19 protein-coding genes, 2 tRNA genes and 2 pseudogenes are annotated in these 25,227 nt (G+C 59.0%); 12 read left to right on the top strand and 11 right to left on the bottom strand.

Annotated elements, in window-relative coordinates:
- Nucleotides 1-69: 69 nt before the first annotated feature.
- Nucleotides 70-2,094, bottom strand: coding sequence for a bifunctional 2',3'-cyclic-nucleotide 2'-phosphodiesterase/3'-nucleotidase (locus tag BN1135_RS09680; protein ID WP_042020631.1), 2,025 nt, complete (start codon nucleotides 2,092-2,094; stop codon nucleotides 70-72).
- Between the two features lie 582 nt (nucleotides 2,095-2,676).
- Between BN1135_RS09680 and BN1135_RS09675 the strand changes: the two are divergent.
- Nucleotides 2,677-2,922, top strand: a pseudogene (locus tag BN1135_RS09675) (transposase domain-containing protein); the annotation flags it as partial.
- Here the strand turns inward: BN1135_RS09675 and BN1135_RS09670 are convergent.
- The 6 genes and pseudogenes from BN1135_RS09670 to BN1135_RS09645 form a co-directional block, all read right to left on the bottom strand.
- Nucleotides 2,907-3,286: pseudogene (locus BN1135_RS09670) on the bottom strand (N-acetyltransferase family protein); the annotation flags it as partial. The pseudogenes BN1135_RS09675 and BN1135_RS09670 sit on opposite strands and share 16 nt — an antisense overlap.
- A gap of 97 nt (nucleotides 3,287-3,383) precedes the next feature.
- Nucleotides 3,384-3,827 (bottom strand): DoxX family protein, encoded by a 444-nt coding sequence (locus BN1135_RS09665; protein WP_042020629.1) that lies wholly within the window; start codon nucleotides 3,825-3,827, stop codon nucleotides 3,384-3,386.
- A complete protein-coding gene (locus BN1135_RS09660) occupies nucleotides 3,824-4,576 on the bottom strand; it encodes an HvfC/BufC N-terminal domain-containing protein (protein ID WP_042020627.1) in 753 nt (250 codons plus the stop codon). Before BN1135_RS09660 ends, BN1135_RS09665 begins: the two co-directional genes overlap by 4 nt.
- Nucleotides 4,569-5,417, bottom strand: coding sequence for an MNIO family bufferin maturase (gene bufB, locus BN1135_RS09655; protein WP_042020625.1), 849 nt, complete (start codon nucleotides 5,415-5,417; stop codon nucleotides 4,569-4,571). Before bufB ends, BN1135_RS09660 begins: the two co-directional genes overlap by 8 nt.
- Before the next feature lie 72 nt (nucleotides 5,418-5,489).
- A complete protein-coding gene (locus tag BN1135_RS09650; RefSeq protein WP_042020624.1) occupies nucleotides 5,490-5,753 on the bottom strand; it encodes a BufA1 family periplasmic bufferin-type metallophore in 264 nt (87 codons plus the stop codon).
- A gap of 439 nt (nucleotides 5,754-6,192) precedes the next feature.
- Entirely contained in the window at nucleotides 6,193-6,393 is a 201-nt protein-coding gene (locus BN1135_RS09645) for a YbfA family protein (protein WP_042020622.1), read from the bottom strand.
- A gap of 210 nt (nucleotides 6,394-6,603) precedes the next feature.
- On the opposite strand from BN1135_RS09645, the gene BN1135_RS09640 reads away from it, so the two are divergent.
- Nucleotides 6,604-6,897, top strand: a complete 294-nt coding sequence (locus BN1135_RS09640; protein ID WP_042020621.1) for a hypothetical protein — start codon at nucleotides 6,604-6,606, stop codon at nucleotides 6,895-6,897.
- Nucleotides 6,898-6,944: 47 nt separating this feature from the next.
- Here BN1135_RS09640 and BN1135_RS09635 read toward each other — a convergent pair.
- Both BN1135_RS09635 and BN1135_RS09630 read right to left on the bottom strand, forming a co-directional pair.
- Nucleotides 6,945-7,018, bottom strand: a tRNA-Cys gene (locus BN1135_RS09635).
- A gap of 57 nt (nucleotides 7,019-7,075) precedes the next feature.
- Nucleotides 7,076-7,151: transfer RNA gene (locus BN1135_RS09630), tRNA-Gly, on the bottom strand.
- A 248-nt stretch (nucleotides 7,152-7,399) separates the two neighbouring features.
- Between BN1135_RS09630 and BN1135_RS09625 the strand changes: the two genes are divergently transcribed.
- From BN1135_RS09625 to BN1135_RS09580, 10 genes are all read left to right on the top strand, one after another.
- On the top strand, nucleotides 7,400-10,837 hold the full coding sequence (locus BN1135_RS09625; protein ID WP_042020619.1) for a hybrid sensor histidine kinase/response regulator: 3,438 nt from the start codon (nucleotides 7,400-7,402) through the stop codon (nucleotides 10,835-10,837).
- A 416-nt stretch (nucleotides 10,838-11,253) separates the two neighbouring features.
- Complete coding sequence (locus BN1135_RS09620; protein WP_042020617.1) at nucleotides 11,254-12,939, top strand: ABC transporter substrate-binding protein; 1,686 nt, start codon at nucleotides 11,254-11,256, stop codon at nucleotides 12,937-12,939.
- A 118-nt stretch (nucleotides 12,940-13,057) separates the two neighbouring features.
- Nucleotides 13,058-14,041, top strand: a complete 984-nt coding sequence (locus BN1135_RS09615; protein WP_042020615.1) for an ABC transporter permease — start codon at nucleotides 13,058-13,060, stop codon at nucleotides 14,039-14,041.
- Nucleotide 14,042: 1 nt separating this feature from the next.
- On the top strand, nucleotides 14,043-14,963 hold the full coding sequence (locus BN1135_RS09610) for an ABC transporter permease (protein ID WP_042020613.1): 921 nt from the start codon (nucleotides 14,043-14,045) through the stop codon (nucleotides 14,961-14,963).
- Entirely contained in the window at nucleotides 14,960-15,979 is a 1,020-nt protein-coding gene (locus BN1135_RS09605; protein WP_042020612.1) for an ABC transporter ATP-binding protein, read from the top strand. Before BN1135_RS09610 ends, BN1135_RS09605 begins: the two co-directional genes overlap by 4 nt.
- An 11-nt stretch (nucleotides 15,980-15,990) precedes the next feature.
- Complete coding sequence (locus BN1135_RS09600; RefSeq protein ID WP_042020610.1) at nucleotides 15,991-16,983, top strand: ABC transporter ATP-binding protein; 993 nt, start codon at nucleotides 15,991-15,993, stop codon at nucleotides 16,981-16,983.
- A gap of 114 nt (nucleotides 16,984-17,097) precedes the next feature.
- Nucleotides 17,098-18,855 carry a glycoside hydrolase family 9 protein gene (locus BN1135_RS09595; RefSeq protein ID WP_042020608.1) on the top strand — a complete coding sequence of 586 codons (1,758 nt, stop codon included), beginning with the start codon at nucleotides 17,098-17,100 and terminating at the stop codon, nucleotides 18,853-18,855.
- Nucleotides 18,848-19,720 carry a glucosamine kinase nucleotide-binding domain-containing protein gene (locus BN1135_RS09590; RefSeq protein ID WP_042020607.1) on the top strand — a complete coding sequence of 291 codons (873 nt, stop codon included), beginning with the start codon at nucleotides 18,848-18,850 and terminating at the stop codon, nucleotides 19,718-19,720. Before BN1135_RS09595 ends, BN1135_RS09590 begins: the two co-directional genes overlap by 8 nt.
- On the top strand, nucleotides 19,705-21,585 hold the full coding sequence (locus BN1135_RS09585) for a beta-N-acetylhexosaminidase (RefSeq protein WP_042020606.1): 1,881 nt from the start codon (nucleotides 19,705-19,707) through the stop codon (nucleotides 21,583-21,585). Before BN1135_RS09590 ends, BN1135_RS09585 begins: the two co-directional genes overlap by 16 nt.
- A gap of 155 nt (nucleotides 21,586-21,740) precedes the next feature.
- Complete coding sequence (locus tag BN1135_RS09580; protein WP_042020604.1) at nucleotides 21,741-22,085, top strand: MGMT family protein; 345 nt, start codon at nucleotides 21,741-21,743, stop codon at nucleotides 22,083-22,085.
- A gap of 16 nt (nucleotides 22,086-22,101) precedes the next feature.
- Here the strand turns inward: BN1135_RS09580 and BN1135_RS22080 are convergent, their stop codons facing one another.
- Both BN1135_RS22080 and topA read right to left on the bottom strand, forming a co-directional pair.
- Nucleotides 22,102-22,266 (bottom strand): hypothetical protein, encoded by a 165-nt coding sequence (locus tag BN1135_RS22080; protein WP_162850141.1) that lies wholly within the window; start codon nucleotides 22,264-22,266, stop codon nucleotides 22,102-22,104.
- Nucleotides 22,267-22,374: 108 nt separating this feature from the next.
- On the bottom strand, nucleotides 22,375-24,996 hold the full coding sequence (gene topA, locus BN1135_RS09575) for a type I DNA topoisomerase (RefSeq protein WP_042020602.1): 2,622 nt from the start codon (nucleotides 24,994-24,996) through the stop codon (nucleotides 22,375-22,377).
- Between the last annotated feature and the right edge of the window lie 231 nt (nucleotides 24,997-25,227).

Here is a 25,227-nt window from a genome sequence, read left to right as displayed (position 1 = left end):
CACCCTACGGCATGGTGATCGGCACCACAGGGGCAGAAAAAGAAAAGGCGGCCCGCAGGCCGCCCGGCATTACTTACCTAACAGCTGGTAGATCGCATGATTAGCAAACTTGGGATCGTTGGGCACCACGCCTTGCACGTGCTTGAGCTCAGAGCCTGCCAGCTTCTCGACCTCGGGGTTTGGCGAGGAGTAGAAGTAGACCTTGGTCTTGACGGGCAACGGCTTCAGATGCCAGTTGTTATCGGCTTTGACCTCAAAACCGGCCTGGTTGTCCTTGGTCAGCTGCTTCACATAGGCAGAGAGCACTTCACGTGTTTCCATCGGATCTTCGTGTACCAGCACCTTGCCGTTGATACCCGGGAAGCTGCCACCACCGCTGGCGCGGTAGTTGTTGGTGACCACATAGAAGTTCTGCTTCGGATCGATCGGTTGACCCTTGTAGGTGAGTTGGCTAATCCGCTCACCGTTGCTGACCTTCTTGCCATCCTGGTTATAGCGAGCGGGCTGGGTGACATCCACCTCGTAGCGCACCCCTTTGATCGCATCGAGGTTGTAGGGACGGAAATCATCAACCACCAGCCACTGCGCCTGATCGGAGTTCGGGTCGATCTGACGATACTGGACGGCACTCTTCTCCAGCCACTCTTTCACGGTGGCGCCATCGATTTTCACTACCTGCACGGTATTGGGGAAGACATAAAGATCCGCAACGTTGCGCCCTGAGATGTCACCCGCCTGCACCCAGGTGTAGTCGTTGGGGCCGTTGCGCCCGCCACGGAACGGCGCCGCCGCCGACAGCACCGGCAGGTCTTCCTTGAGGCCGCAATTAAGCCCGTTCTGCTTCAGGCACTCTGCTTTAATCTGCTCGACGTGCCACTGCTGGGCATCGCTCACGATTTGAATGGAGGCATCATCCCGTGCGACAGAGAAGAAGCTCTGGATCGGGGAGATCAACTTACCGATGGGTAGGCTCAGCCATTCGATGGTCTCATCGTGGACGGTCTGGATCAGATTCACGACCCCCTGATCCTCCTCACCGCTTGGCAGCGTTTTGATCTTGCGCAGTTCGGAGTGGCTATCGGCCACCAGCCAACGCCCATCCTTGTGGGTCAGCTTGAGATCTATGATGCCAAGGTGGTTACCGGTCACGCCGGGCATAACCGCCGGGACACCGGCAATCTTGCCTGTTTTGTTATCCACGTTCTCGATATCGGGATACTCACCCGGGAAGGCTTTGTGGGCATGGCCCAGCAGCAGGGCGTCCAGCCCCTTCACCTGAGCAAGATAGATGGCGGCATTCTCCATCAAGGGCTCTTGTGGTGTGCCGGTAATACCGGAGTGCGCTGCAATCACCACCAGATCGGCCCCCTTGGCACGCATCTCGGGAATATAGTGCTCGGCGGTCTCGACCATGTCAGCCACGACTACCTTACCCTCGAGGTTGTGCTTATCCCACTGGAGGATCTGGGGCGGGTTCACCCCCAACACACCGACCTTGATGGTCTGCATATTGCCGTTGGCATCTTTTACCTGACGATCCAGCAACACATAGGGTTTGAAGTGATGGGGCATGGCATTCCAGTCGATCTTGCCATCACTGCCGCGCTTGAGGGTGTTGCCATCAAACACGTTGGCGTTCACGACCTGGTAGTTGGCCGCGGAGAGGGTTTTCGCCAGATACTCAAGGCCATAGTTGAATTCGTGGTTGCCGAGGTTACCCACGTCATATTTCAGCTCGTTGAGTACCTTGATGGCGGGGTGACCTGCCGACTTGTTCAGATAATCGGGATCGCCCTTGTATTGGGCAAAGACATAATCAGACAGGGGAGTACCCTGGATCAGGTCACCGTTGTCGATCAGCAGGTTGTTGCTGTTCTCGTCACGGGCCGTTTTGATCAACAAGGCCGTGCGGGCAAGACCCAGTGAGTCATCTCGTTTGTTCTGGTAGTAGTCGAAGCTCAGCAGGTTGGAGTGAATGTCGGAGGTCTCCATCAGCCGCAGATTGACATCACCGGGGGTACTGTCGTCACTGCTTTGGCATCCAGAGAGCGCAAGCAGTACTGCCACCGCGCTCAGTTTGAGAGTGAAGTGCATGGTTATTTTTCTCGCTTATTGTTAGTGCCAGTCGAGGCATCCTACCGCCTGCTGGCGTGTATATCTGTGATCTATGTGGATTTACAACCATGGTAACCACATTAAAATTCACAGTTTCTGATATGTGCAGGATTTTAAACTAACAAGTGCAATGGTTATCCTACGCAACAGGCGCCATTCAGCACCACCTGGCACATATAGCCAATCCTGACCATCTCCCTCCCCTGCGACCCAACGACACACTTTACTGGGTTGATTGCCTCCTGCGTCTTTGCCTCTTTTTGCTTGTGCAGTTACTCCACGCCTCCCTCACTCCTTCTCCTCAGTCGCCATAGCTGGTGCAGCACACCTACCCCCAAGCGTGTTTAATACGTAAAAAAGCCCGACCAACAGGCAGGGCCAAGTACAAGATGTGAACAATATCCGGCTAGCAAGATGGCTCAAATGTGGTGTGCCTGCTGGCCGTAGACAGATAAAAAAAGAGAGACCGCCGCAGCTGTAATGCCGATCAGTTAAGGATCCATTGACCGATCCTCCTGATGTGTAAAAATCCGAAACCTGTTAATTGGTTTCGGATTTTTTATGCGTATCGCACAGGCTCTCGACTTCCTCCACGCCAGCAAGGCCGCCCAGTTTGAGTCACTCTCCGACCTAATTCCCCCCGAGCTCATAACCACTCTGCTCGGCGAAGAGGAGGGCGCTACCCTGCGCCGTCGCCGTATGACCATGGAGCGACTGGTCTGGGCCATCATCGGCATGACCATCTTCCGCCACGTCCCCATGACTCAACTGGTCAATCAGCTCGATATCCTCTTGCCCAGCTCACGAGCCTTGGCATAAGCAGTAATAGCATCGAGTAAGGCGGTGGCGAGCCCCTGCTGACGCCATTCCGGTAGGGTATACATGTTGACTAGATACCCCCCCCCACCAGATTGCCGGGATAGGGTGGCCGTACAAACAGTGCCAGGGTGCCCGCCGCCACAATCTGCTTGCCACCCTCCTGCTTATCAGCCTCAGCCAACCAGGATAAAGCCCTCTCTTCACTCATCGACCGGGTAAAGTAGTCAGCAGTGGCCTGCCACAAAACCGGATCTGCCTGCGGGTGGTCCAGCTCCCCCACTTCGCAAAAAAGCCTCATGCGCAATTCCACCAACGCGGGAATATCCGCGGCCCTTGCCTGACGAATAATCATTGGCTGCTCCTTTTCTCTCATGGGAAATTTCGCCGGACGTCATTATGACAAAGAGCGCCTTATGGCGCTCTTTGTCATTGGACAAATCACTGATAAATCAATGGCTGCGACGTGTCAGCCAGTGATCCATGCTCAGCACACCGCCGCCCCAGATGGTCAGGGTCAGCAGCATCCATCCCCACAGCTGGTGATCGTAAAAGCCGCCTGGCCAGAGGGTCGGATAGGAGATCACCGCCATGATATTGAAGCCAAACAGCAGCAAGGCGGCCGGACGGGTAAAAAGCCCAGCCAGCAGGAAGAGCGGCAGTAGCAGCTCGGCGGCCGTCCCCAGATAGGCGGCCCACAACCAGGGCAGCAAAGGCACCTGATACTCGGATTCAAACAGATAGAGGGTTGAATCCCACGCCGTCAGCTTGAGCCAGCCTGAAGTGATAAAGACCGAGGCGACCCACAGCCGCGCCAACAACAGCACACCTGCACTGCTCCAGCGCGGCAAATCGCCACTCGAACTGGCCAACGCCAGCCATTTGTTTCCCATCATGGCATCACCTCCATATCCACCAGCAGGCCAAGGGTTATCAGGCGGGTGAGGTATTCACTGGCCGCAGGGTCTGCCGCCAGCAGCTCGACCAGCGCTGTACCAGCGAGACAGCCCTGCAACAGCGCCCACTCACCAGCCGTCAGGGACAAGGGCACGACCCGGCAATCCAGCTGTTTCTTCAATGCCAGCCAGACAGGAGCATCAAGCGCTTCCACCGAATCACCACCGTGCAGCGCCATCTGCCACAGGGCCAGCACCGGATAGTCACTGGCAACCAGCAGCAGATCCGTGGCTGGCAACAGTCGCAGCCGCTCCCATTGTTGCGGCGATAATGCGGCCAGACGATCGGCTGGCCAGCAGCGAGATTCCAGCTGCAGCAGACTGGCACGCTCAAGCTGCCACTCGAACTGCGCCAGCGCCTCCAGCCAGGGCAATCCGGTAGTGGTTGGCAAGCGGGCAAGCCACGGGCCAAACCCGGCGCCATAGTGCATAACGCTCCCTTCCCTGAGCGGCTCGGCCAATACGAAGCCACGGGCCGCCGCTGCAAAAAAGTCCTCCCCGACCATGGCCTTAACGGCGGGATAACTGCTCGCCAGCACTTCGCCAAGGCTCAGGATGAAGTGGTTGCGATAGACCTGCAGCACCGATTCGGCAGGAAAGAGCCGGGAGCTGATGTGAGGGGCAATGGCGTCAGGCTCCCCCAGCAGGCCGTCAGCAAAGTGCCGTTGCAGCTGTACCAGTTCAGCCATGGGCCACCTCCCGTGGCGCACTTATGGGGTGCGCCTCATCCAGAATGGCACTAGCCTGTGTTGCCTCTGCCAGCAAGACCGGCAACGGCGGGATCTCGAGATCCCACTCAATCAGGGTGGGAATGGCCTGCTTACGGCAGATCTGGCGATAGAGTTCCCAGACCGGCTCCACCACAGGGGCGCTATGGGTATCGATATAGAGAGAACCTTCCGGCAGCTGTTTTTCGGTATAACCGGCCAGATGGATTTCCCCGACGGTGGCGAGATCGATCGTCGCCAGATACTCATCGCAAGAGAAGCCGTGATTGAAGGCACTGACATAGAGATTGTTGAGGTCGAGCAGGATGCCGCACTCGCTGCGCTGCTGCAGTTCGGCGAGAAATTCCCATTCGCTCATCTCCCCGGCCAGTTGCAGATAGGAGGAAGGATTTTCAATCAGCATGCGGCAACCCAGGGTCTGTTGTACCTGCTGGATCTTGTCGCTCATGTTGCGCAGGGAGCCGCGGGTATAGGGCACCGGCAGCAGATCGTTGAAGTAACGTCCGCCAATGCTGCCCCAGCTGAGATGTTCGGAGATCCGTACCGGTTTGATCGCCGCGGCCAGTGTCACCAACTGTTGCAGATGATGCGGATCGAGCGGGTCGGCCGAACCGAGGGACATGCCAACGCCGTGCAAACTGATGGGATAGTGCTGCGCCAGCTCGGTGAGCACCTGAAAACCGTGGCTGTGCCGTTCGAAGTAATTTTCACTGTGCACCTCCAGCCAACCGACTGCCGGCAGCGTTTGCCGGATCTCGTCGTAATGGGGAGTGCGTAATCCGATACCAATCAAAGGGTTCATCGCAAGACTCGCTTTCGCCAATCAGAGAAGATGCAGGGGACGGCCCGCTGGCCATCCCCTGCCCGATGTCTCTTACTTGGGTTGCAGCGAACCGCCGACCAGCTTCTCGCACAGCCCTTTCGGCATCACCACAAAGGCATCCCCCTTAGCATCTTCCTTGGCAGTACCGGCGCAGGAGCTGCTCTTGGTCGCACAGTCATTCTTGCTGGCCTTGACCACGCCGTAGCACTTCTCCTTTTCATCGGCAGCCATGGCTGGTGCCGCGATAAATTGGGTGCCCAGCGCCAGCAGACCGGTCAGGGCGGAGGCGATAGCAGTGCTTTTTTTAACATTCATGTTCATGTTCCTTTTGATGTCGTTGGATGTTGCTGATATCCCCGATTTGTCGCAACCGGGTACCTGCAATAGAACCGGCAAACGGGGCGTTTCCTTTCAAAAAAAACACAAAAAGAATTAAAAAGCTCAAAAAAAAATTTGTAAGCACTTGATTTAAAGTGCCTATTATCCAAATAAAATTTTTCATTCCGACCACCAATTCATGAACAAGAAAAGCGCCATCTGACGCGTTTCATCCCGTTACTCTTCTTTACCGCCACCATCAAAAGAGGTGCTTCAGACATAAAAAAGCCCCGCCAACAGGCTGGGCCAGATGCAACTTGTAAGAAACAAGAAATCAATAAATGGGGTGATGTTGGGAGCCAGGGCTTGCAGCAAGCAGATAAAAAAGAGAGACCGCCGCAGCTGTCTCTCTTTTTTTGAATAGCGTGAAGGGGATTTAGTAGAAGATCCGCTCGCCGCGTTCGCTCATTTTGAGCCACACCGGTTTGGTGCTGGTTTTGTTCCAGATCCGGTGCAGATAACTGTAAAAGCGAGCGCGATCACTGCGAAACAGCATTACGGGGAAAGCCAGAGTCCCCACCAGCAGTACATAGATGCGACGAAGAATAATCTGAGTCAGGGAAAAGGGATGAAACATGATGCAACTCCTACTGGTAAGACCACTGAGTAAAGATTACTCCTCCCCATGTAGGATTACTACAGAAATGACCTCTTTTTTCATAAAAAAGGGCGCTTTGATGGATTTTATGAAAACAATTTACGTCATTAACCAACAATTAACACATTTGCGAAAATCGTGCGCTTTGCCACAGTTATCACTGGAGAAACATGGTGAAGGGACACACAGATGAAACTGACAGAAGTAGCAATGCTGGCGCTGATGGCAGCCCTGAGCTGGACCCAACTGGAGGAGTGGCAACTCAATAGAGACGATGCCATCGTGCTGGCCGAACGGGGCGTGCCCACCGTCAGTCTGTGGCAATGCGGTGCACTGAAACAACAGATGGCAGATCTCAACCAACGCAATACCGAAGTGCAGTTTCAATATCGGGGGCAAAACATGACGGATGTGAGCCACTATCTTGAGCGGGAGTGGAAACAGGCAGGATGCGAACAACTGCTGGTTCAGCAAGGATACTGACCACGAGGAACCGATAAAGGATTTTATTACAAAGGAGAGGAAAAATATGGAGGCACGTTCCGGAGTCGAACCGGACTAAACGGATTTGCAATCCGCTGCATAACCGCTTTGCTAACGCGCCATGCTGACAAGACTGATTGTCTTGAAAGTGATATCCATCGTTGGTGCGATGGAAAATTGGAGCGGGAAACGAGACTCGAACTCGCGACCCCGACCTTGGCAAGGTCGTGCTCTACCAACTGAGCTATTCCCGCTTTATTGCCGCGTGCCAGTTGCCTGACAACGAGGCGAATTATACGGATCACGAGCGCCAGCACAACCCTTTTTTGTCATTTTAAGCCCCTTGGCCAACTGTTTGCTCAGGGTTTAAACGGTTTGCTGTAAATTTCCTCACCCAGCTGTGACCAACCAAGCGAATTTGGGATAAAGTCATTGAAATGATTAGGCTTTAGTTCGAAACTTGAACGGCTTAATAACCGGATTCTCAATTGAAAATCACAAGATGAAATGGATCTTCAAGCTTCGTGGACTCAGGCCGCAGCTAATGCTGGCTTTTTTCATGTTGGGGATGGTGCCATTCCTGGTCATCACCCTCTTCTTCCTCTACAGCCACGGCAAGGACCTCACAACCCAGACCTCCAACCATCTGGTCTCGGTCCGTAATATCAAGAAGAGTCAGCTCGAGGATTATTTCAACAACCTCAAAGAGCAGATTATCAACTTCTCCCAACAGGATTTTGCCGGCAACAGTATCGGCCGCTTCTACGGTTTCACCGGCGCCTTCGAACAGCTCGGCACCACACCACAGGAAGCTCGCTCCCGCGCCCAGGCCCGCTATCTGCCCGGCTCCTGGGATCAACTGCAAAAACCGGAACCCCAGGTGGAGATCGAGCCCTCCATCAGTGCCGTGATCCTGGCTGATGAAATGTATGGCCGGGTCCATCAGCGCTTTCATCGCGGCTATGCCGATATGGTGCGCAAGTCCAACTACAGCGACATCTTTCTGGTGGATCTCAACGGTGACGTGGTCTATTCCGTCACCAAGCACCCTAACTTTGCCACCAACCTGCTCTCCGGCCCCTATCAGGGCAGCGGCTTGGGCCAAACCTTCGCCAAGATCAAACGCCGCCTCGATGGTGGCCAAAAGCCACAGCAGATTTTCGAATTCACCGATTTTGGCCGCAATGAACTGACCGGCCAGATAGTGGCCTACATGGCAGCGCCCGTGATGCAGTACGACTATGTACGCGGGGTGGTGATTTTCGAGCTGCTGCCAGACAAGCTCAACCAGATCATGGCGGAGCGGGAAGGACTAGGAGAAACCGGCGAGACCATTTTGATTGGCCCCGACAAACGGATGCGTGCTGATGCCTGGTTGGCACCGGAGTTCAGCGTCGAGAACAGCTTCAACCCCAATTTCAGGCCATTACAAACCCCGCTGATCACCAAAACACTGTCGGGTGAGCAAGGGGTCGGACTGTTCAGGTCCTATCAGGATGACGAGGTGCTGGCCGCCTACACCCAGGTCAAGGTGTTCGACACCGAGTGGGCCTTTATCGCCGAGATCTCCACCCGGGAAGCCTATGCCCCGATCCGTCAGCTCGAAACCCTGGTGATCGTGCTGGGGGCGGGCTCGGTACTGCTGCTGATCCTCTTCTCCCGCTGGCTCTCCCACTCCATTACCGCACCGCTGCGCTCCCTGACTACGGCTGCCGAGCAGGTGGCTGACGGCGCGCTGGATCACCCCATCGCCATCGAGCGCACCGGCGATGACATCGACCGGCTGGCCGAGGCGTTTCGCCATATGCAGCGCTCGGTGAAGGATAAAATCGAACTGATCGAGCAGCAGACCCAGGAGTTGCAACAACAGGTCAAGCTGACCCACAAGCAGAACCTCAGCCTGCAACAGGCAGACAAGCTCAAAGATGAACTGCTGGCCAACACCTCCCACGAGCTGCGCACCCCCATTCACGGCATCAAGGGAATGGCAGAGTCGATGCTCGCCAGCCAGCAGAGCCTCACGGAAGGGCAGCAAAAGCAGCTTGGCCTCATCATCAAGAGTGCCGACGGTCTGGCCCGTCTGGTGGACGATCTGCTCGACTACCACCAGATGCGTTACGGCCAGCTGGAGATCCATCCCCAGCCAGTCTCATCCAAAGGGGTCATCCGGCTGGTGCTGGATCTCTGCCAGCATCTGGTGCAGGCCAAACCCCTCACTCTGGTGGATATCAGCCCGGCCGAACTGCCGCCGGTACAGGCCGACGAACAGCGGCTCGAACAGGTGCTCTACAACCTGGTGGGCAACGCCATCAAGTACACACCGCAGGGCAAGGTGGTACTCAGTGCCATCGTCGAGAACAACTTCCTGCGTATCAAGGTGACCGACACCGGCATCGGTATCGCCCCGGATTATCTGGAACATATCTTCGAACCGCTGGTACAGATGAGCCCGGAGGTGAGCAAGCAAGGGGCTGGCCTTGGCCTCTCCATCACCCGCCAGCTGGTGCACCTGATGGGAGGCGAACTCTTTGTGGAGAGCGAGCCGAGCGTCGGCTCCACCTTCGCCTTTACCCTGCCGCTGGCCACCGGCAAAGCCGCCAATCTGACGCTCGACAGCCGCCAGATCGAGCATCAACTGGTGCGCCAGCAGCCGCTGATCCTGCCGGACTGGGAGAGCGACGATCTGCCCCCTCCCCCCGAAGGTGCACCGCTCATTCTGGTGGTGGATGACGAGCCCATCAACCTGCACATTCTGCGCCATCTGCTGCAGCCCTGCGGTTACCGCATCCTGCCCAGCAGCGACGGCCACGATGCACTGGCCAAACTGGCCGAGGAACCGGTCGATCTCATTCTGCTCGATGTGATGATGCCGACCCTCTCCGGGTTTGACGTCTGCCGCCGCCTGCGCCAGCAGCACCCGAAAGAGATGCTGCCGGTGCTGCTGCTCACCGCCCTCAACCAGCCCAAGGATATCGAGGAGGGCTTTGGGGCCGGTGCCAACGACTATCTGGTCAAACCCTTCTGCAAGGAGGAGCTGTTTGCCCGGGTCAAGGCGCTGCTGGAGGCCAAGGCTGGCCGCGCTTCACTGGTTGAAAACCGGCTGCTGAAACAGGAGATCGAACATCGCCTCACCCTGCAGGATCGGCTTCATCAGGATCAGCAGCGGCTGCTGGCCCTGCTCGGCGAAGGGGCCGACCCGATGATCTTCATCGACGAGCAGGGTACAGTGCTGTTTGCCTCCCGGGTGTTGGCGCGCTTGCTGGGCCAGCAGCCGACAGCCATGGAGGGGCAACGCCTTGATGAGTGGCTGGCCACCCCGCTGCAACAGCAGTGGCCCAACCTGACCAGCGAGCGGGAGCACAATCTGGAGTTTCTGGTGGCCGGGCAGAAAGACGTGCTCAATGCCCGCGCCCTGCCCATCTCACTGGGGGGACAGGCGGCCTTTGCCCTCACCCTGACCACCGAGCTGCGTCAGGATGAGAACCGGGTGATGGCGCTCGAAAATGCCCTCAAGAACCTCTCCCGGCAGGCCATCATCGAAGATGAGCAGCTGCTGGGCGAGTTGAGCCGCCTTGGCGGCGAGTTCCGTTCCCTGGCCGATGACCTCATTCGTCAGCAGGATGACGAGCCGCTGCGCCGGGCGCTGGTAGAGACCATGCAACTCACCTTGGATGCCTGGCAGCAGGGCACTGGCAAAGGCAAACTGGTGCTGGCGGAGAAGAGCAAGCTGTGGCGGGTCTATATGGACAGGTCCAGCCCGCAGACCCGCACCCTCGATAAATACCTGAGTCTGGATACCCTGCCAAAATCACCGCGCTGGAAGACAGTAGTGGCCACCACCGAGTACGTGCTGGGTCATTGCCCGCTCAATGACCACCAGCGCCAGCAGCTGCAACACAGCGCCCAAACCCTGCGTCAACTCGCCAATCGCAAGGTGTGACCCTGTGCCCTAAACGGGCGCTGGGTCACAATTGGCAAGCCGGTTTCTTTTTGCGCAAAACAAAGCCTCGTAAAGCCCTGCTACAGCGAGCAGATCCAATTCACAAATTTGTCATCTACCGCTTTTTTGTAGCCACTTCTTACGCAAAGGCAAATAACATAAACCCATGATTTTAAACTGATAAAAATGGATTTTGACGAATTTGACGTAACCTCGTCGATTTTTACGGAAACAACGAAATCAATAGTTGTTGTTTTTCTGTTAAGTCTGGTTTGCTAAGGGCGTTGGAAAACAGAACGACAAAGGTTAGACACCTGACCAACACCGAGGGCCGACCTCCTCAGCATGCGACGTCGGTGCTCACACAAAACAAGGCGAATCCCTCAGGAATGCCAAAAAATAAGAAAGGAAAACATATGCTTGCCAAAGTATCCAAAATCTCTACCGCTGTAATGCTGGGAACCATGATGCTTGCCGGCGCTGCCAGCAACGTCATGGCCGCAGACAACAAAACCGTACTGACCATGGTCGCGCAACAAGAGACCGCCTGGGTTAAGAACTTCAACCCCTTCCTGCAAGCGGGCCTGCTGCACACTACCCGCCACTTCATCTATGAACCGCTGGTGATCTTCAACGATATGCAAGGGGGTAAACCCGTCTATCGTCTGGCCACCAACTATGCGTTCAGCGATGACCTGAAATCCGTCACCTTCGATCTGCGTGATGGCGTGAAGTGGTCTGACGGCGAAGCCTTTGATGCCGATGACATCATCTTCTCCTTCAATCTGGTCAAGGCCAACAAGGCGCTGGATGAGCGCTCAATCTGGACCCAGATCAAGAGCGTCGAGAAGCTGGCCCCCAACAAGGTCAAGTTCGACCTGACCGAGGTCAACACCAACGTGGTGAATGATCTGGTGCTGGTGCCCATAGTGCCGGAGCATCAGTGGAAATCGGTGAAAGACCCGGTTGCCTTCACCAACGATAAACCGGTCGGTACCGGCCCATTCACCGAAGTGGACAACTTCTCCGCCCAGCTCTATACCCAGTGCCGCAACCCGCACTACTGGGATAACGCCAACCTGGCCATCGACTGCCTGCGTATGCCGCAAATGGCCACCAACGACCAGGTGCTGGCAGCGGTCATGAAGGGTGACATCGACTGGTTCGGCTCCTTCGTACCGGATATCGAGCGCCTCTATGTCGGCAACGATCCGAAGAACAACAAATACTGGTTCCCGGCCTCCGGTACCGTGGCGTTCAACGTCAACTTCCAGACCAAGAACCCGGGCAACAACGAAGCCTTCAACGACATCAACTTCCGTCGCGCCTTCTCCATGGCGATGGACCGCCAGTCCATGGTGGATATCGCGGGCTACGGCTACCCCACTGTCAACGAATACCCGTCAGGTCTGGGCAAAGCCTTCGACTCTTGGAACAACCCGGAAGTGGACAAGAAGTACGGCAAGTACAACAAGTTCGATCTGGAAGCCGCCAAGGCCATGCTGAAAGAGGCCGGTTACAAGGATTGTGACGGCGACAAGTTCCTCGACACCCCGAGCTGCAAAAAGATCGAGTTCAAGGTACTGGTGCCGAACGGCTGGACTGACTGGGTCAACACAGTACAGATCGGCGTAGAAGGGCTGCAGGCACTGGGTCTGAACGCCAAGACCTCCACCCCGGAAGCAACCGTCTGGACCGAGAACCTGATCACTGGTGACTTTGACGTGGCGCTGCAGGGCTACTTTGCCGGGGCCAACCCGCACAAGTACTTCGAGACCGCGTTCCACTCCCGCAACATGGGTGACCGTGGCAACCGCTTCGCCGCGCCCCGTTTCAAGGATCCGGCCCTCGACCAGCTGATCGATGACTTTACCCAGACCGCCGATGCGGCCAAGCAGAAGGAGATCATGTTCGCCATCCAGGATCGTGTTGGTGCCAACCAGACCATCATTCCGGTCTTCAACAACCCGACCTGGTATGAGTACAGCACCAAGCGCTTCAACGGCTGGTTCAGTGCTGATAACCCGGTAGCCAAACCTCAGCTCCACCCGGACACCCCTGAGCGTCTGCTGCACGTGTTGTCCCTCAAGCCAAACAGCTAAACAATCCCGGCCCCCTGCGGGGGGCCATCTTCCCCGTTAATCCCCTTCTTGCCCGGCTCTGCCGGGGTTGGGGTAGCTATACCCGACGCGGGGCAGGCTTGCAGTAAAAGGTACTATCATGGGATTCATTCTGAGACGCTTTTCCTTCTACCTGGTTGCCTTTCTGGTAGCCGCCACCATCAACTTCCTGTTACCTCGAGCCATGCCTGGGGATCCTGTCTCCGTGATGTTTGCCCGCGCTGGCGCCATGATGGAACCCGCCGCCCTGGAAGCCCTCAAAGCCACCTTCGGTTTTGTTGACGGCCCCATCGGCACCCAATTTCTCACCTATGTGAAGAGCGTCTTCACCTGGGATCTCGGCACCTCGGTGCGTTTCTACCCGCAGCAGGTCTCTGACGTGCTGGGCCGTGCCATTGGCTGGACCCTGTTTCTGGTCGGCACCTCCACCATTCTGAGCTTCTCCATCGGTTCCATCGTCGGCATCTTCGCCGCCTGGTATCGCGGTGGCCGGATGGACAGTATTCTCTCCCCGCTCACCCTGGTGATGCAGGCCATTCCGCCGGTGGTGGTCTCCCTGCTCGCCCTGTTCCTGTTCGGGGTCAGCCTCGAGTGGCTGCCCATCGGTTATGCCTACAGCCCGGAGATCCCGGCTGACTGGGGCTGGGAGCACATCAAGAGCATCATGACCCACGCCATCATGCCGGTGCTGACCCTGGCCATCGTGCAGGTGGGGGGCTTCCTCATCACCATGCGCAACAACATGATCAACCTGCTCGGTGAGGATTACATCACCATGGCCAAGGCCAAGGGGCTCTCCAGCAACCGGGTGATCTTCAACTACGGCGCCCGCAACGCCATTCTGCCCAGCGTCACCGCCCTCTCCATGGCGCTCGGTTTCGTCATCGGTGGCTCCCTCATCACCGAGGTTATTTTCAACTACCCGGGGCTGGGACTGACCCTCTATCAGGGCATTCTGGCGCGCGACTACCCGCTTATTCAGGGGCAGCTGCTCATCATGACCATCACCATGCTCACCTTTAACTTCCTGGCCGACGTGCTCTACGTCTTCCTGGATCCCCGTCTGCGTTCAGGAGGCAAATAAGATGCGTATGCCGACTATTCTGAAAATCTTGTTGGGCAACCGCAAAGCCGCCTGCGGCCTCGCCATAGTAGTAGCCTTCGTGTTGATGGCCATCTTTGCCCCGATACTAGCCAGCAACGAGCCGACCAAACGGGTGGCTCGCCCGCACCAGCCGCCCAGTGCCGAGTTCGTGATGGGATCCACCCGCATGGGCCACGATATCTGGGCCCAGTTCACCAACGGTGCACGGGTCTCGCTGCTGGTTGGCTTCAGCGCCGGTATCCTGGTCTGCACCCTGGCGGTGGCGATTGGCATCACTGCCGGTTACTTCGGCGGCATGATCGATGAGTGCCTCACCTTTTTGATGAACGTGGTGCTGGTGATCCCCAACCTCCCCTTGCTACTGGTGCTGGCGAGCTTTATCGGGGAGGCGTCACCGACGGTGATTGCCGTGATAATAGGGTTGACCTCGTGGGCCTATGGTGCGCGGGTCATCCGTGCCCAGACCCTGGCACTGCGCGAGAAAGAGTTCGTCATCGCCGCCGAAGTGCTGGGTGAACCGGCCTGGCGCATCATTCTGGTGGAGATCCTGCCCAACCTCATCTCAATCATAGGGGTAAGCTTCATCGGCTCGATCATTTACGCCATCGTCACCGAAGCGACCCTGGAGTTCCTGGGGCTCGGCGACCCGACCGTAGTGAGCTGGGGCATCATGCTCTACAACGCCCAGACCTCCAGTGCCATCCTGATCGGCGCCTGGTGGGAGATCCTGGCACCCTGCTTCGCCATCGCCACCCTGGGGGCTGGCCTGGCCCTGCTCAACTTCGCCATCGACGAGATCGCCAACCCGCAGCTGCGCTCCCACAAAGGGCTCAATCGCTGGAAGAAACTGGCCGCTCCGGTCGCAACACCGCTCTCTGCAGCTCAGGAGAAGACAGCATGAACAAGCATCCCCTGCTGTCAGTACGCAATCTTTGCGTCGACTACATCACCGAAAATGGCGACGTGCGCGCCGTCAACTCGGTGAGCTTCGATATCAGACAGGGCGAGATCTTCGGTCTCGCCGGTGAGTCGGGCTGCGGCAAATCCACCGTCGCCTTCTCGGTGGCCCGGCTGCACAAGCCGCCCGCCTACATCAGCGGCGGCGAGATCCTGTTCAAGGGCGAGAACATCCTCCACTACAACGAGGAGCGGCTGCGCTCCTACCGCTGGCAACAGGTGTCGGTGGTGTTCCAGTCCGCCATGAACGCCTTGAACCCGGTGCTGCGGATGGAGGAGCAGTTCTGCGACGTGCTGTTGGCCCACAACCCCGGCATGACCCGCTACGAGGCCATTAAACGCGCTCAGGAGTTGTTGACCATCGTCGACATCCATCCGAGCCGGCTCAAGGATTACCCGCACCAGTTCTCCGGCGGCATGCGCCAGCGGCTGGTGATCGCCATCGCCATGGCGCTCAACCCAGAGCTGCTGATCATGGACGAGCCGACCACGGCGCTGGATGTGGTGGTGCAGCGGGAGATCCTGCAGAAGGTCTACGCCCTGAAAGAGAAGTTCAACTTCTCCATTCTGTTCATCACCCACGACCTCTCCTTGATGGTGGAGTTTTGCGATCGCATCGGCATCATGTATGCGGGTGAACTGATTGAGGTTGCCCCCTCCAAGGCGATCCTGACCGCGCCACTGCACCCCTATACCAAGGGGCTCGGCAACTCCTTCCCGCCCCTGCACGGCCCGAAAACCGTGCTGGAAGGGATCCCCGGCACCCCGCTCAACCTGCTGGAGGTGCCGGTCGGCTGCCGCTTTCAAGCTCGCTGCAACAAGGTGCACGATCGCTGCCGTCAGGAGTACACCCAATTGGCCGAGATCCGCCCCGGGCAACAGACCGCCTGCCACCTCTATGAAGAGCAGGGGCTGCAACAAGATTCCGTGATCTATCTGGACAAGGCCGCTGGCTGTTAAGGATGTCTGTCATGCAAATCGCCAAAACCGATGCACCCATCATCGAAGTCCAGCACCTCTACAAGGACTTCCCCATCAACTCCAATGCCATCAAGAGTGGCAAGATGCGGGCCCTCTCCGACATCACCTTCAACCTGCACCGGGGCCGCGCCCTGGCGGTGGTCGGGGAGTCAGGCTCCGGCAAGAGCACCATCGCCAAGATCATCGCCAAGATGTACAAGCTCAGTGCCGGGCGCATTCTCTATCGCGGCCATGATCTGGAGGAGTTCAACAAGGGCACCGCCCTGCTGGACTATCGCCAGAGCGTGCAGATGGTGTGGCAAGATCCGTTCGGTTCATTGAACCCGACCCACACCATCTACCACCACATCGCCCGCCCCCTGCTGCTGCACAGCAAGGTGATCGATAAAAAAGATCTGCCGGAGATGGTTTACTCCCTGCTGGAGAAGGTGGGGTTGACCCCCGCCAAGGCAACGGCGGCCAAGTATCCGCACCAGCTCTCCGGCGGCCAGCGCCAGCGGGTCAACATCGCCCGCAATCTGGCGGTGGAGGCGGAAGTGGTGCTGGCGGACGAGCCCACCTCCATGCTCGACGTCTCCATTCGCATCGGCATCCTCAACCTGATGGAGCAGATGAAGAACGAGCTGGGGGTCTCCATGCTCTACATCACCCACGACATCGCCACCGCCCGCTATGTGGCGGAAGATCTGGCGGTAATGTATGTGGGGCACATGGTGGAGTGGGGCGAGGTGGACGAGATCCTGCACCACCCGCAGCACCCCTACACCCAGCTGCTCATCTCGGCGGTGCCCGACCCCGAGAAGAGCATCCACGCCGAGCTGGAGGGTGGCCGCAGGGGGGAGATCCCGCTCTGGACGCCGGAATCCTGCGGTTGCCCGTTTGCCGGACGCTGCAATCAGGCGATGCCCCGCTGCAAGGAGAGCCTGCCTGCTATCACCAAGCTTGCCGACAACCACTTCGTGCGCTGCTACCTCTACGAGTGATGGTGAGCCTTATACCGGCCGGACAGCCTTGTCCGGCCATGCCTCGATACGGGGTAGCCACAGCCCCGTGATGTGCCTCACCGTTCGTCGGTGAACCACAGGAGTAATACCTTGATGGAACTCTTGATCAATCAAGTGGGCTACGAGTGCGACGGGCACAAGGTAGCCCTGCTGCAAACCTCCCCCGCCCATGATCTCGGCGGCTATGTCAGGCTGCTGCGCCAGGATGATGGCCAGATCCTGTTTGAAACCCCGCTACAAGCGGCTGGCAGTGTCCCCGGCTGGCAGGGCCGCGCTTACTGGCGTGCCGACTTCTCCGCATTCAAGGAGCCCGGCCACTATCGGCTAGAGGCGATCACTGCCCCCATAGGCGCAGCCGCTACGGAGCAGCGCATTGTCCGCTCTACCCACTTTGCCATCGGCCAGGATCTGCTGGCCAGTCGCTGCCTCTCCGACGTCATTCACTACTTCAAGGGCCAGCGCGCCAGCGGCACCTTCGATCGGGCCGACCGCAGCGCCCGCCTGTTTGGTACCGACCAGCACAAAGATGTGCACGGCGGCTGGTTCGATGCCAGCGGCGACATGAGCAAATACCTGAGCCACCTCTCCTACGCCAACTACCTCAATCCCCAGCAGACCCCCATGGTAGTGTGGGCCCTGCTCAAATGCCGCGAACTGCTGGCGCCACGCCGCGATATCGACGGAGTGAACCTCTGCAAGCGGCTCAATGACGAGGCGCTGCATGGCGCCGATTTCCTCTGCCGGATGCAGGATGAGTCGGGCTTCTTCTTCATGACCCTGTTCGACAAGTGGAGCAAGGACCCCGCCCAGCGCGAGCTGTGCGCCTATGCCACCCAGCAGGGGATCAAATCCGCAAACTGGCAGGCCGGTTTCCGCCAAGGGGGTGGCATGGCCATCGCCGCGCTGGCCCGCGCCGCCCGCGAGAGCGTCAGCGGCGACTTCGATGCCAGCCGCTATGCCGAGGCGGCCAAACGCGGCTACCAGCACCTGTACGAGCACAACCTCGCCTATCTGGACGATGGTTGCGAGAACATCATCGACGACTACTGCGCCCTGCTGGCGGCGGTGGAGCTGACCCGCACCTTCGGCTGCGAGTGGCTGGCCGAGGCGAGAGCCCGCGCCAGCAAGCTCTGCGCCCGCCAGCACCCTCATCCGGAGCTGGGTCACTACTGGTCGGCCAACGAGGATGGCTCGCGCCCCTACTATCACGCCGCCGAAGCGGGTCTGCCGGTGCTGGCGCTGCTGGAATATCTAGGCGTAGAGCCGGATCAGGGGCACAAGGCCCGGGCACAAACCGTGGTGGAGCAGGCACTGGCCGCCGAGCTGGCGCTGACCGCCCGAGCGGGCAACCCCTTCTCTCTCGCCCGCCAATATGTGAAAGGGGTGGATGAAGCGCCGCGCGTCAGCTTCTTTATCCCCCACCACAACGAATCCGGTTACTGGTGGCAGGGGGAGAACGCCCGCCTCGCGTCGCTGGCGACCATGGCCTTTGCCGCCGCCCGCCACTTCCCCCGCCAGAGCCAGCCGCTGATGGTTTACGGCCAGCGCCAGCTCGACTGGATCCTCGGGCAAAACCCGTTCAACACCTGCATGCTGGCGGGCCACGGCATCAACAACCCCGCCTATACCGCCGGTTATCCCAACGCGCAGGGGGGCATCTGCAACGGCATCACTGCCGGATTCGATGACGAAAATGAGGTGGCCTTTATCCCGCAGGAGTACAAGGATCGGCTGGATCAGAACTGGCGCTGGGGTGAGCAGTGGATCCCCCACGCCGCCTGGTTTGCACTGGCCATCAGTTGGCAAAATGCCCTGAGTGATCGAAATGAGCAGGGAGGTCGCCATGATTGAGTACTGGGTCGGCGTCGATGGCGGAGGTACTCACACCCGCGCCCGCATTCGGGATCGAGCGGGCAAGCTGCTCGGTGAAGGGCGCGCTGCCGGCTCCAATCTGGAGCTGGGTATTGCCCATGCCCACGCCAATGTGCTGGCCGCCATTGCCAGCGCCCGGATCACGGCCGGGCTCGGAATAGAGTGCGAACAGCAGATGGGGGTCGGACTGGCGCTCGCCTCCGCCGAGCTGGCCGACTGCTACCACGCCCTGCTCGAGATGCCCTTCCCCTTTGCCAGCGTCAGGCTCACCTCCGATGCCTTCGGTGCCTGCCTCGGCGCCTTTGGTGGCCGTGAAGGAGCCATTCTGATCGCCGGTACCGGTTCAGCGGGGCTGGTCTATCAGGAGGGGCAGATCCGCACCTGCTCCGGCCGCGGCTTCCCTATTTCAGACATAGGCAGCGGCGCCTGGCTGGGGCTGCGCGCCATCCAGCAATCCCTGCTCTGCCACGACGGCATTCTGCCCCCCAGCACGCTGGCGGTGCGGCTGCTTGATCGCTTCAAGCGGGATCAGGCGGAGGTGGTGCGCTGGGCCGCCCGCGCCATTCCGGCGGACTATGGCCACTTTGCCCCCTGGGTGTTCGATGCCGCCAGTGATGGTGACGAGCTCGCCAACCAGCTGCTGGACGAAACCTGCGAACAGCTGCGGATCCTGCTGGAGGGGATGACCCAGCTCGGTGCCAGACAAATCGCCCTGCTGGGGGGAATTGGCACCCGCCTCGCTCCCCGTCTCGGCCAGCTCAACCTGATCCCCCCCCAGGCAGATGCGCTCGATGGTGCCATCCTGTTTGCCCAATCAGAGGATTTTCCATGTCTACACCCCTGATCCACACCCAGGTCGCCCGACGTGACGCCGAGGATGTCTGGTTCACCTTCGCCTTGTCCAGCTTGCCGGGCACCCGGTGGAAGCTGCACTTCTGTCTGGCCCGCCATATCGACCCCGACTCTTTGCAAGGGGGCGAGCTGGAGCGCCAAAGCGGCAGCTACAAAGTGATTGTCCCGAACGCTGGCAGCTGCGAGCTGCGCTTTTGCTGCCGCCAGACCCCCATCAAGAAGCTCTCCGACATGCCGCAGGGGTTCTTTCTCAGCTTGCCGGAAGCCACTACCGGCGCCCAGCTGCTGCCGGTGACGCTGGCAGCGCAGGAGCTCGGGCTGGAAAACCCGCCGGTCACCCGCCCCGACCTGCCTGAGGTCGACCCCCAGTGCGACGAACCTCTCTACGGCATAGTGCCGCAACCAGCCCATCTGGTGCTGCTGGAGGGGAACTTCCGACTGGCCGAACGGGCCCATGTCAGCGCCCCCCGCGATGTGCCGAAGCTGCTGGCCCACTTCAACGAGCTGACATCGCTGGCGCTGGAGCAGGATCACGACGCTGAAATCCGGCTGACCGAGGCCAAACTGGCCCCCGAAGCCTACCATCTCACCATCACGCCGCAGGAGGTGGTGATTGCCGCCGCCGACGAAGCGGGCTGGCGCCACGGGCTGGTGACTCTGGCCCAGTGGTATCTGCAACATGGCGAAAGCCTGCCCTGCGTCACGCTGGAGGATGCCCCGCGCTTCGGTTTTCGCGGCATTTTTCTCGACTGCGCCCGCCACTTCCACAACCCGGCAACCATCAAGCGCCTGCTCAAACTGATGAGCCTCTACAAGTTCAACCGCTTCCACTGGCATCTGACCGATGACGAGGGGTGGCGGATCGAGATCAAGGCCTTCCCTGCACTGACCGACGTGGGCGCCTGGCGCGGCCACGATCTGGCGATCGGCCCCCAGCTCAGCGGCGGCGCCGAACCCTATGGCGGCTACTACACCCAGAGCGAGGTGAAGGAGCTGGTGAGCTATGCCGGTGAGCTCGGCATTACCGTCATTCCCGAGATCGACATTCCGGGCCACTGCCACGCCGCCATCAAGGCGCTGCCGGAGCTGCTGGTGGAGGCGGCGGATCACTCCCGCTACCTCTCGGTCCAGCATTTCGATGACAACGTGCTCAACCCCGCCCTGCCCGGCACCTACCGCTTTCTGGAGGCGGTGCTGGACGAGGTGTGCGAGCTCTTCCCCGGCCCGCAGATCCACATGGGGGGTGACGAGGTGCCGACCGGGGTCTGGACCGACAGCCCCGCCTGCCAGCAGCTGATGGCCGAACAGGGCTACTCCGACTGCCGCGAGCTGCAGGGCCATCTGCTGCGCCACTGCCAGCGTTATCTGGCCGACAAGGGCAAGCGGATGATCGGCTGGGAGGAGATCCTGCACGGCGACAAGGTGAGCCGCAACGCCGCCGTCTGTGCCTGGACCAGCTTCCAGGCGGGGCTGGATGCTGCTGCAGCCGGTTATCCGGTGGTGATGGCGCCCGCCCAGTCTCTCTATCTGGATCTGGCCTGGAGCCAGGACATTCATGAACCCGGCCTCTACTGGGCGGGGACCCTCAATCTGGAGCAGGTCTATGCTTGCGATCCTGCGCCAGCCGATTTCCATGCCAACGATAACATCCTCGGGGTGTTGAGCCCCTTGTGGTCAGAATTGATCACCTCTCGTGATCGTCTCGACTACATGTTGTTCCCGCGCATGCTGGCCACGGCCGAGGTGGCCTGGAGCGATCCTGCCCACAAGGGCTGGGATCACTTCGCCGCCCGCCTGCCGGGCCAGCTGCAGATCCTCGATCAGTTGCAGGTGCGCTACCGGATGCCACAGAGGTAATGTTGTCTCTATTTGGCGGCCGCTTGGCCGCCTTTTTTCATTTCAGCCCCCGCCAGCCCTGATGTCCGATATTACGCCCCCTCCCCGCACTCTTGCTCGCGGCCCCGCCAAGAGGCCACAATGGCCCATCCGTACCACCGTAATAACAGGCATCCATGTTTCACCCCTCCCATGAAAAAGTGGCAAGAATCGAGGCGATCATCGCCCTGATCCCGGCGGGCAAGGTAGTCAGTTATGGTCAGGTGGCCGATCTGGCCGGGCTGCCCGGACGGGCAAGACTGGTGGGCAAGGTATTGCGGGAAACCGACAAGGTACTGCCGTGGCATCGGGTATTGGGCGCCGCGGGCACTATCTCGTTACCCAAAGGGTCGCAAGGCTTTGCCGAGCAGACGGGACGATTGCAACAAGAGGGGGTACCGGTGATCGGCGGGCGGATCAGCATGAAGGAGTGGCAATGGCAGCCCGACTTGGCCGAGCTGCTTTTTCTACTGCCGTTTTGAGGGGGTCACTGCCGGATCACTCCAGCGGCGCCAGGATCTCGTCGCTGCGCACCTGCACCGGTATGGTCTCGTCCTCACGCTGCAGCAGCACCAGCAGGCTCTGCCGGTCCACCTCCAGCACATAGGCCGCCCCTTCCCGAGTCATGCAGCTCATGCCCGGCCGGATCTCGTTAATCTCCATCTCAACCTCCTTGTGTACTTCGCGATTGACGACAGCTGCACTCCTTGCAGCTGTCTCAGTATACCGCTATCCATAAGCAAAGAGGCCCCTTGTCGGGGCCTCTTTTCATCACGCCTTCTTCGGCTTGGGCAAGCTCTGTTGCCAGGTGCCGTTGTCGTAGTGCGCGGTCCAGCCAGTCGCCTTGCCGTTAACCTCGCTCATCACGTACTGCTCCTTGGTCTTGCGACTGAAGCGCACGATGGCGGGGTTGCCATCCGGATCGGTGAGCGGGGCACCGGCCAGATACTTGTGCTTGGCCGAGATGCGATCCTTGAAGCGTTGCAGCTCTTCCACCAGCGGCGCGCGAGTCTCGCGGGATTTGGGGAAGTTGCTGGCCGCCAGGAACAGACCGGCCGCACCGTCACGCAGCACGAAGTAAGCATCGGACTGGGTGCACTTGAGCTCAGGCAGCGGCACCGGATCCTCTTTCGGCGGTGCGATGTCGCCGTTTTTCAGGATCTTGCGGGTGTTCTTGCAGGTTTCGTTGGTGCAACCCATGTACTTGCCGAAACGGCCGTTCTTGAGCTGCATCTCGCTGCCGCAACGGTCGCACTCGATGCTCGGCCCTTCGTAGCCCTTGAGCTTGAACTGGCCTTTTTCGATTTCGTAGCCATCGCAGTCAGGGTTGCGACCACAGACGTGCAGCTTGCGGCTGTCATCGATGATGTAGGCATCCATCGCGGTGCCGCAGACTTCGCAGCGGTGCTTGGCGCGCAGCGCTTCGGTTTCGGCCTCATCCCCGTCGGTGGTGGAGACAAACTCGTCGGCGGAGACCAGGTTGATAGTCTTCTTGCAACGCTCTTTCGGCGGCAGGGCATAACCGGAGCAGCCGAGGAACACACCGGTAGTGGCGGTACGGATCCCCATCTTGCGGCTGCAATCCGGGCAATCTATATCGGTCATCACCATCTGGTTGGCACGCATGCCTCCCTCTTCTGATGGCTTGTCCGCTTTTTCCAGCTCTTGAGTAAACTCGGCGTAGAAGCTGTCCAGCACCTGCTTCCACTCCAGGCTCCCTTCAGCAACGCCATCGAGCTTGTCTTCCATCTTGGCGGTGAACTCGTAGTTCATCAGCTCGACGAAGTTTTCCACCAGACGATCGGTGACAATCTCACCCATCTTCTCGGCGAAGAAGCGGCGGCTCTCGACCCGCACATAACCACGATCGACGATAGTGGAGATGATGGAGGCGTAAGTGGAAGGACGGCCGATGCCACGTTTTTCCAGCTCGCGAACCAGCGCCGCTTCGGTAAAGCGTGCAGGCGGCTTGGTGAAGTGCTGGCGCAGATCCAGCTGGACCAGCTTCAACACCTCGCCCACGGTCACCGCAGGCAGCTGGCTGTCGTCGCCTTTGCGACCCATCGGCGGCAGCGCCTTGGTCCAACCAGCGAAGCGCAAGATACGGCCACGGGCCTTGAGCTCGAACTCACCGGCCTTGACGGTCAGGGTAGAGGAGTCGTACTGGGCCGGGGTCATCTGACAGGCGACAAACTGACGCCAGATGAGATCGTACAGACGCATGGCATCCGGTTCCATCCCTTCCAGCATTTCGGCCGTGACCAGCACGCTGGAGGGACGGATCGCCTCGTGCGCTTCCTGGGCTCCCGCCTTGGCACCATAGAGCAGCGGTTCAGCGGGCAGATAGGCTGCGCCATACTGCTCACCAATGTATTCACGCAGCGCTTCGACCGCCTCTTTGCTGAGGTTGGTGGAGTCAGTACGCATGTAGGTGATGTAACCCGCCTCATAGAGACGCTGGGCCATCATCATGGTCTTCTTCACCCCGAAGCTCAGGCGGGTAGAGGCCGCCTGCTGCAAGGTGGAGGTAATGAACGGCGCGGACGGCTTGGAGCCAGTCGGCTTGTCTTCCCGGTTCACTACCTTGTAATCGACCCCTTCCAGGGCAGCCACGGCAGCGAAGGTCTCGGCCTGGGTCACCGGCTTGAAGTCGGCGCCGTTGCGGCTGACCACTTCCATACGCAGGGCAGACTGCTCACCGGTCAGCAGGTCGGCATTAAGATCCCAAAACTCGACCGGTACGAACGCCTTGATTTCACGCTCTTTATCGACGATGAGGCGCACCGCTACGGACTGCACTCGACCCGCAGAAAGACCGCGAGCCAGCTTCTTCCACAACAGCGGAGAGACCATGTAACCCACCACCCGATCGAGGAAACGACGGGCCTGCTGGGCATTGACACGGTGGATGTTCAGCTCGGATGGCTGAGCAAACGCCTCCTGGATGGCGCTCTTGGTGATCTCGTTGAACACCACCCGCTTATAGCGGCTGTCGTCACCTCCGATGATCTCGCGCAGGTGCCAGGCGATCGCCTCTCCTTCTCTATCCAAGTCGGTTGCGAGATAGATGATGTCAGCTTTTTCAGCCAACGCTTGCAACTCGCTGACCACCTTCTCCTTGCCGGGCAAAATCTGGTAGTTAGCCTGCCAGCCAGCGGTCGGATTGATACCCATCCGGGCGAACAGAGCCTTGCGATCCTTGGCAGCCTTCTCGGTTTCGCTCAACTTGATGCCGCGAATGACAGGTTTCTTGGGCTCGGTGCTGGCGCTGCCACTGGTGGGCAGATCGCGAACATGACCGACGCTGGATTTCACCACGTAGTCCTTGCCCAGATATTTGTTGATCGTCTTGGCCTTGGCCGGAGACTCCACTATGACCAGTGATTTGCCCATGCTGTAACTATTATCCTCATTGCACCCGACGGGGTTGGTGTGCGGTTTTGTGGGGCTGTATAAGAGATTTGGCGCGAAAAAGCAATCTTGTGAGCAAATTTGCCTGACCAGCCCGAACCGCATTACATCTTTTATTGCGTCTTTATTTATTAATGCGAAGGCTGCGGGCCAGACGCAACCGCTTTTTCATTTTTCTGCCATACCGCCCCTCTTTTTATATCTGAAACGACA

This window comes from Aeromonas sobria, assembly GCF_000820145.1.
Taxonomy (GTDB): domain Bacteria; phylum Pseudomonadota; class Gammaproteobacteria; order Enterobacterales; family Aeromonadaceae; genus Aeromonas; species Aeromonas sobria.
Note: the sequence above shows the minus strand (reverse complement) of the source record. Positions and strands in the feature narration are given on the sequence as shown.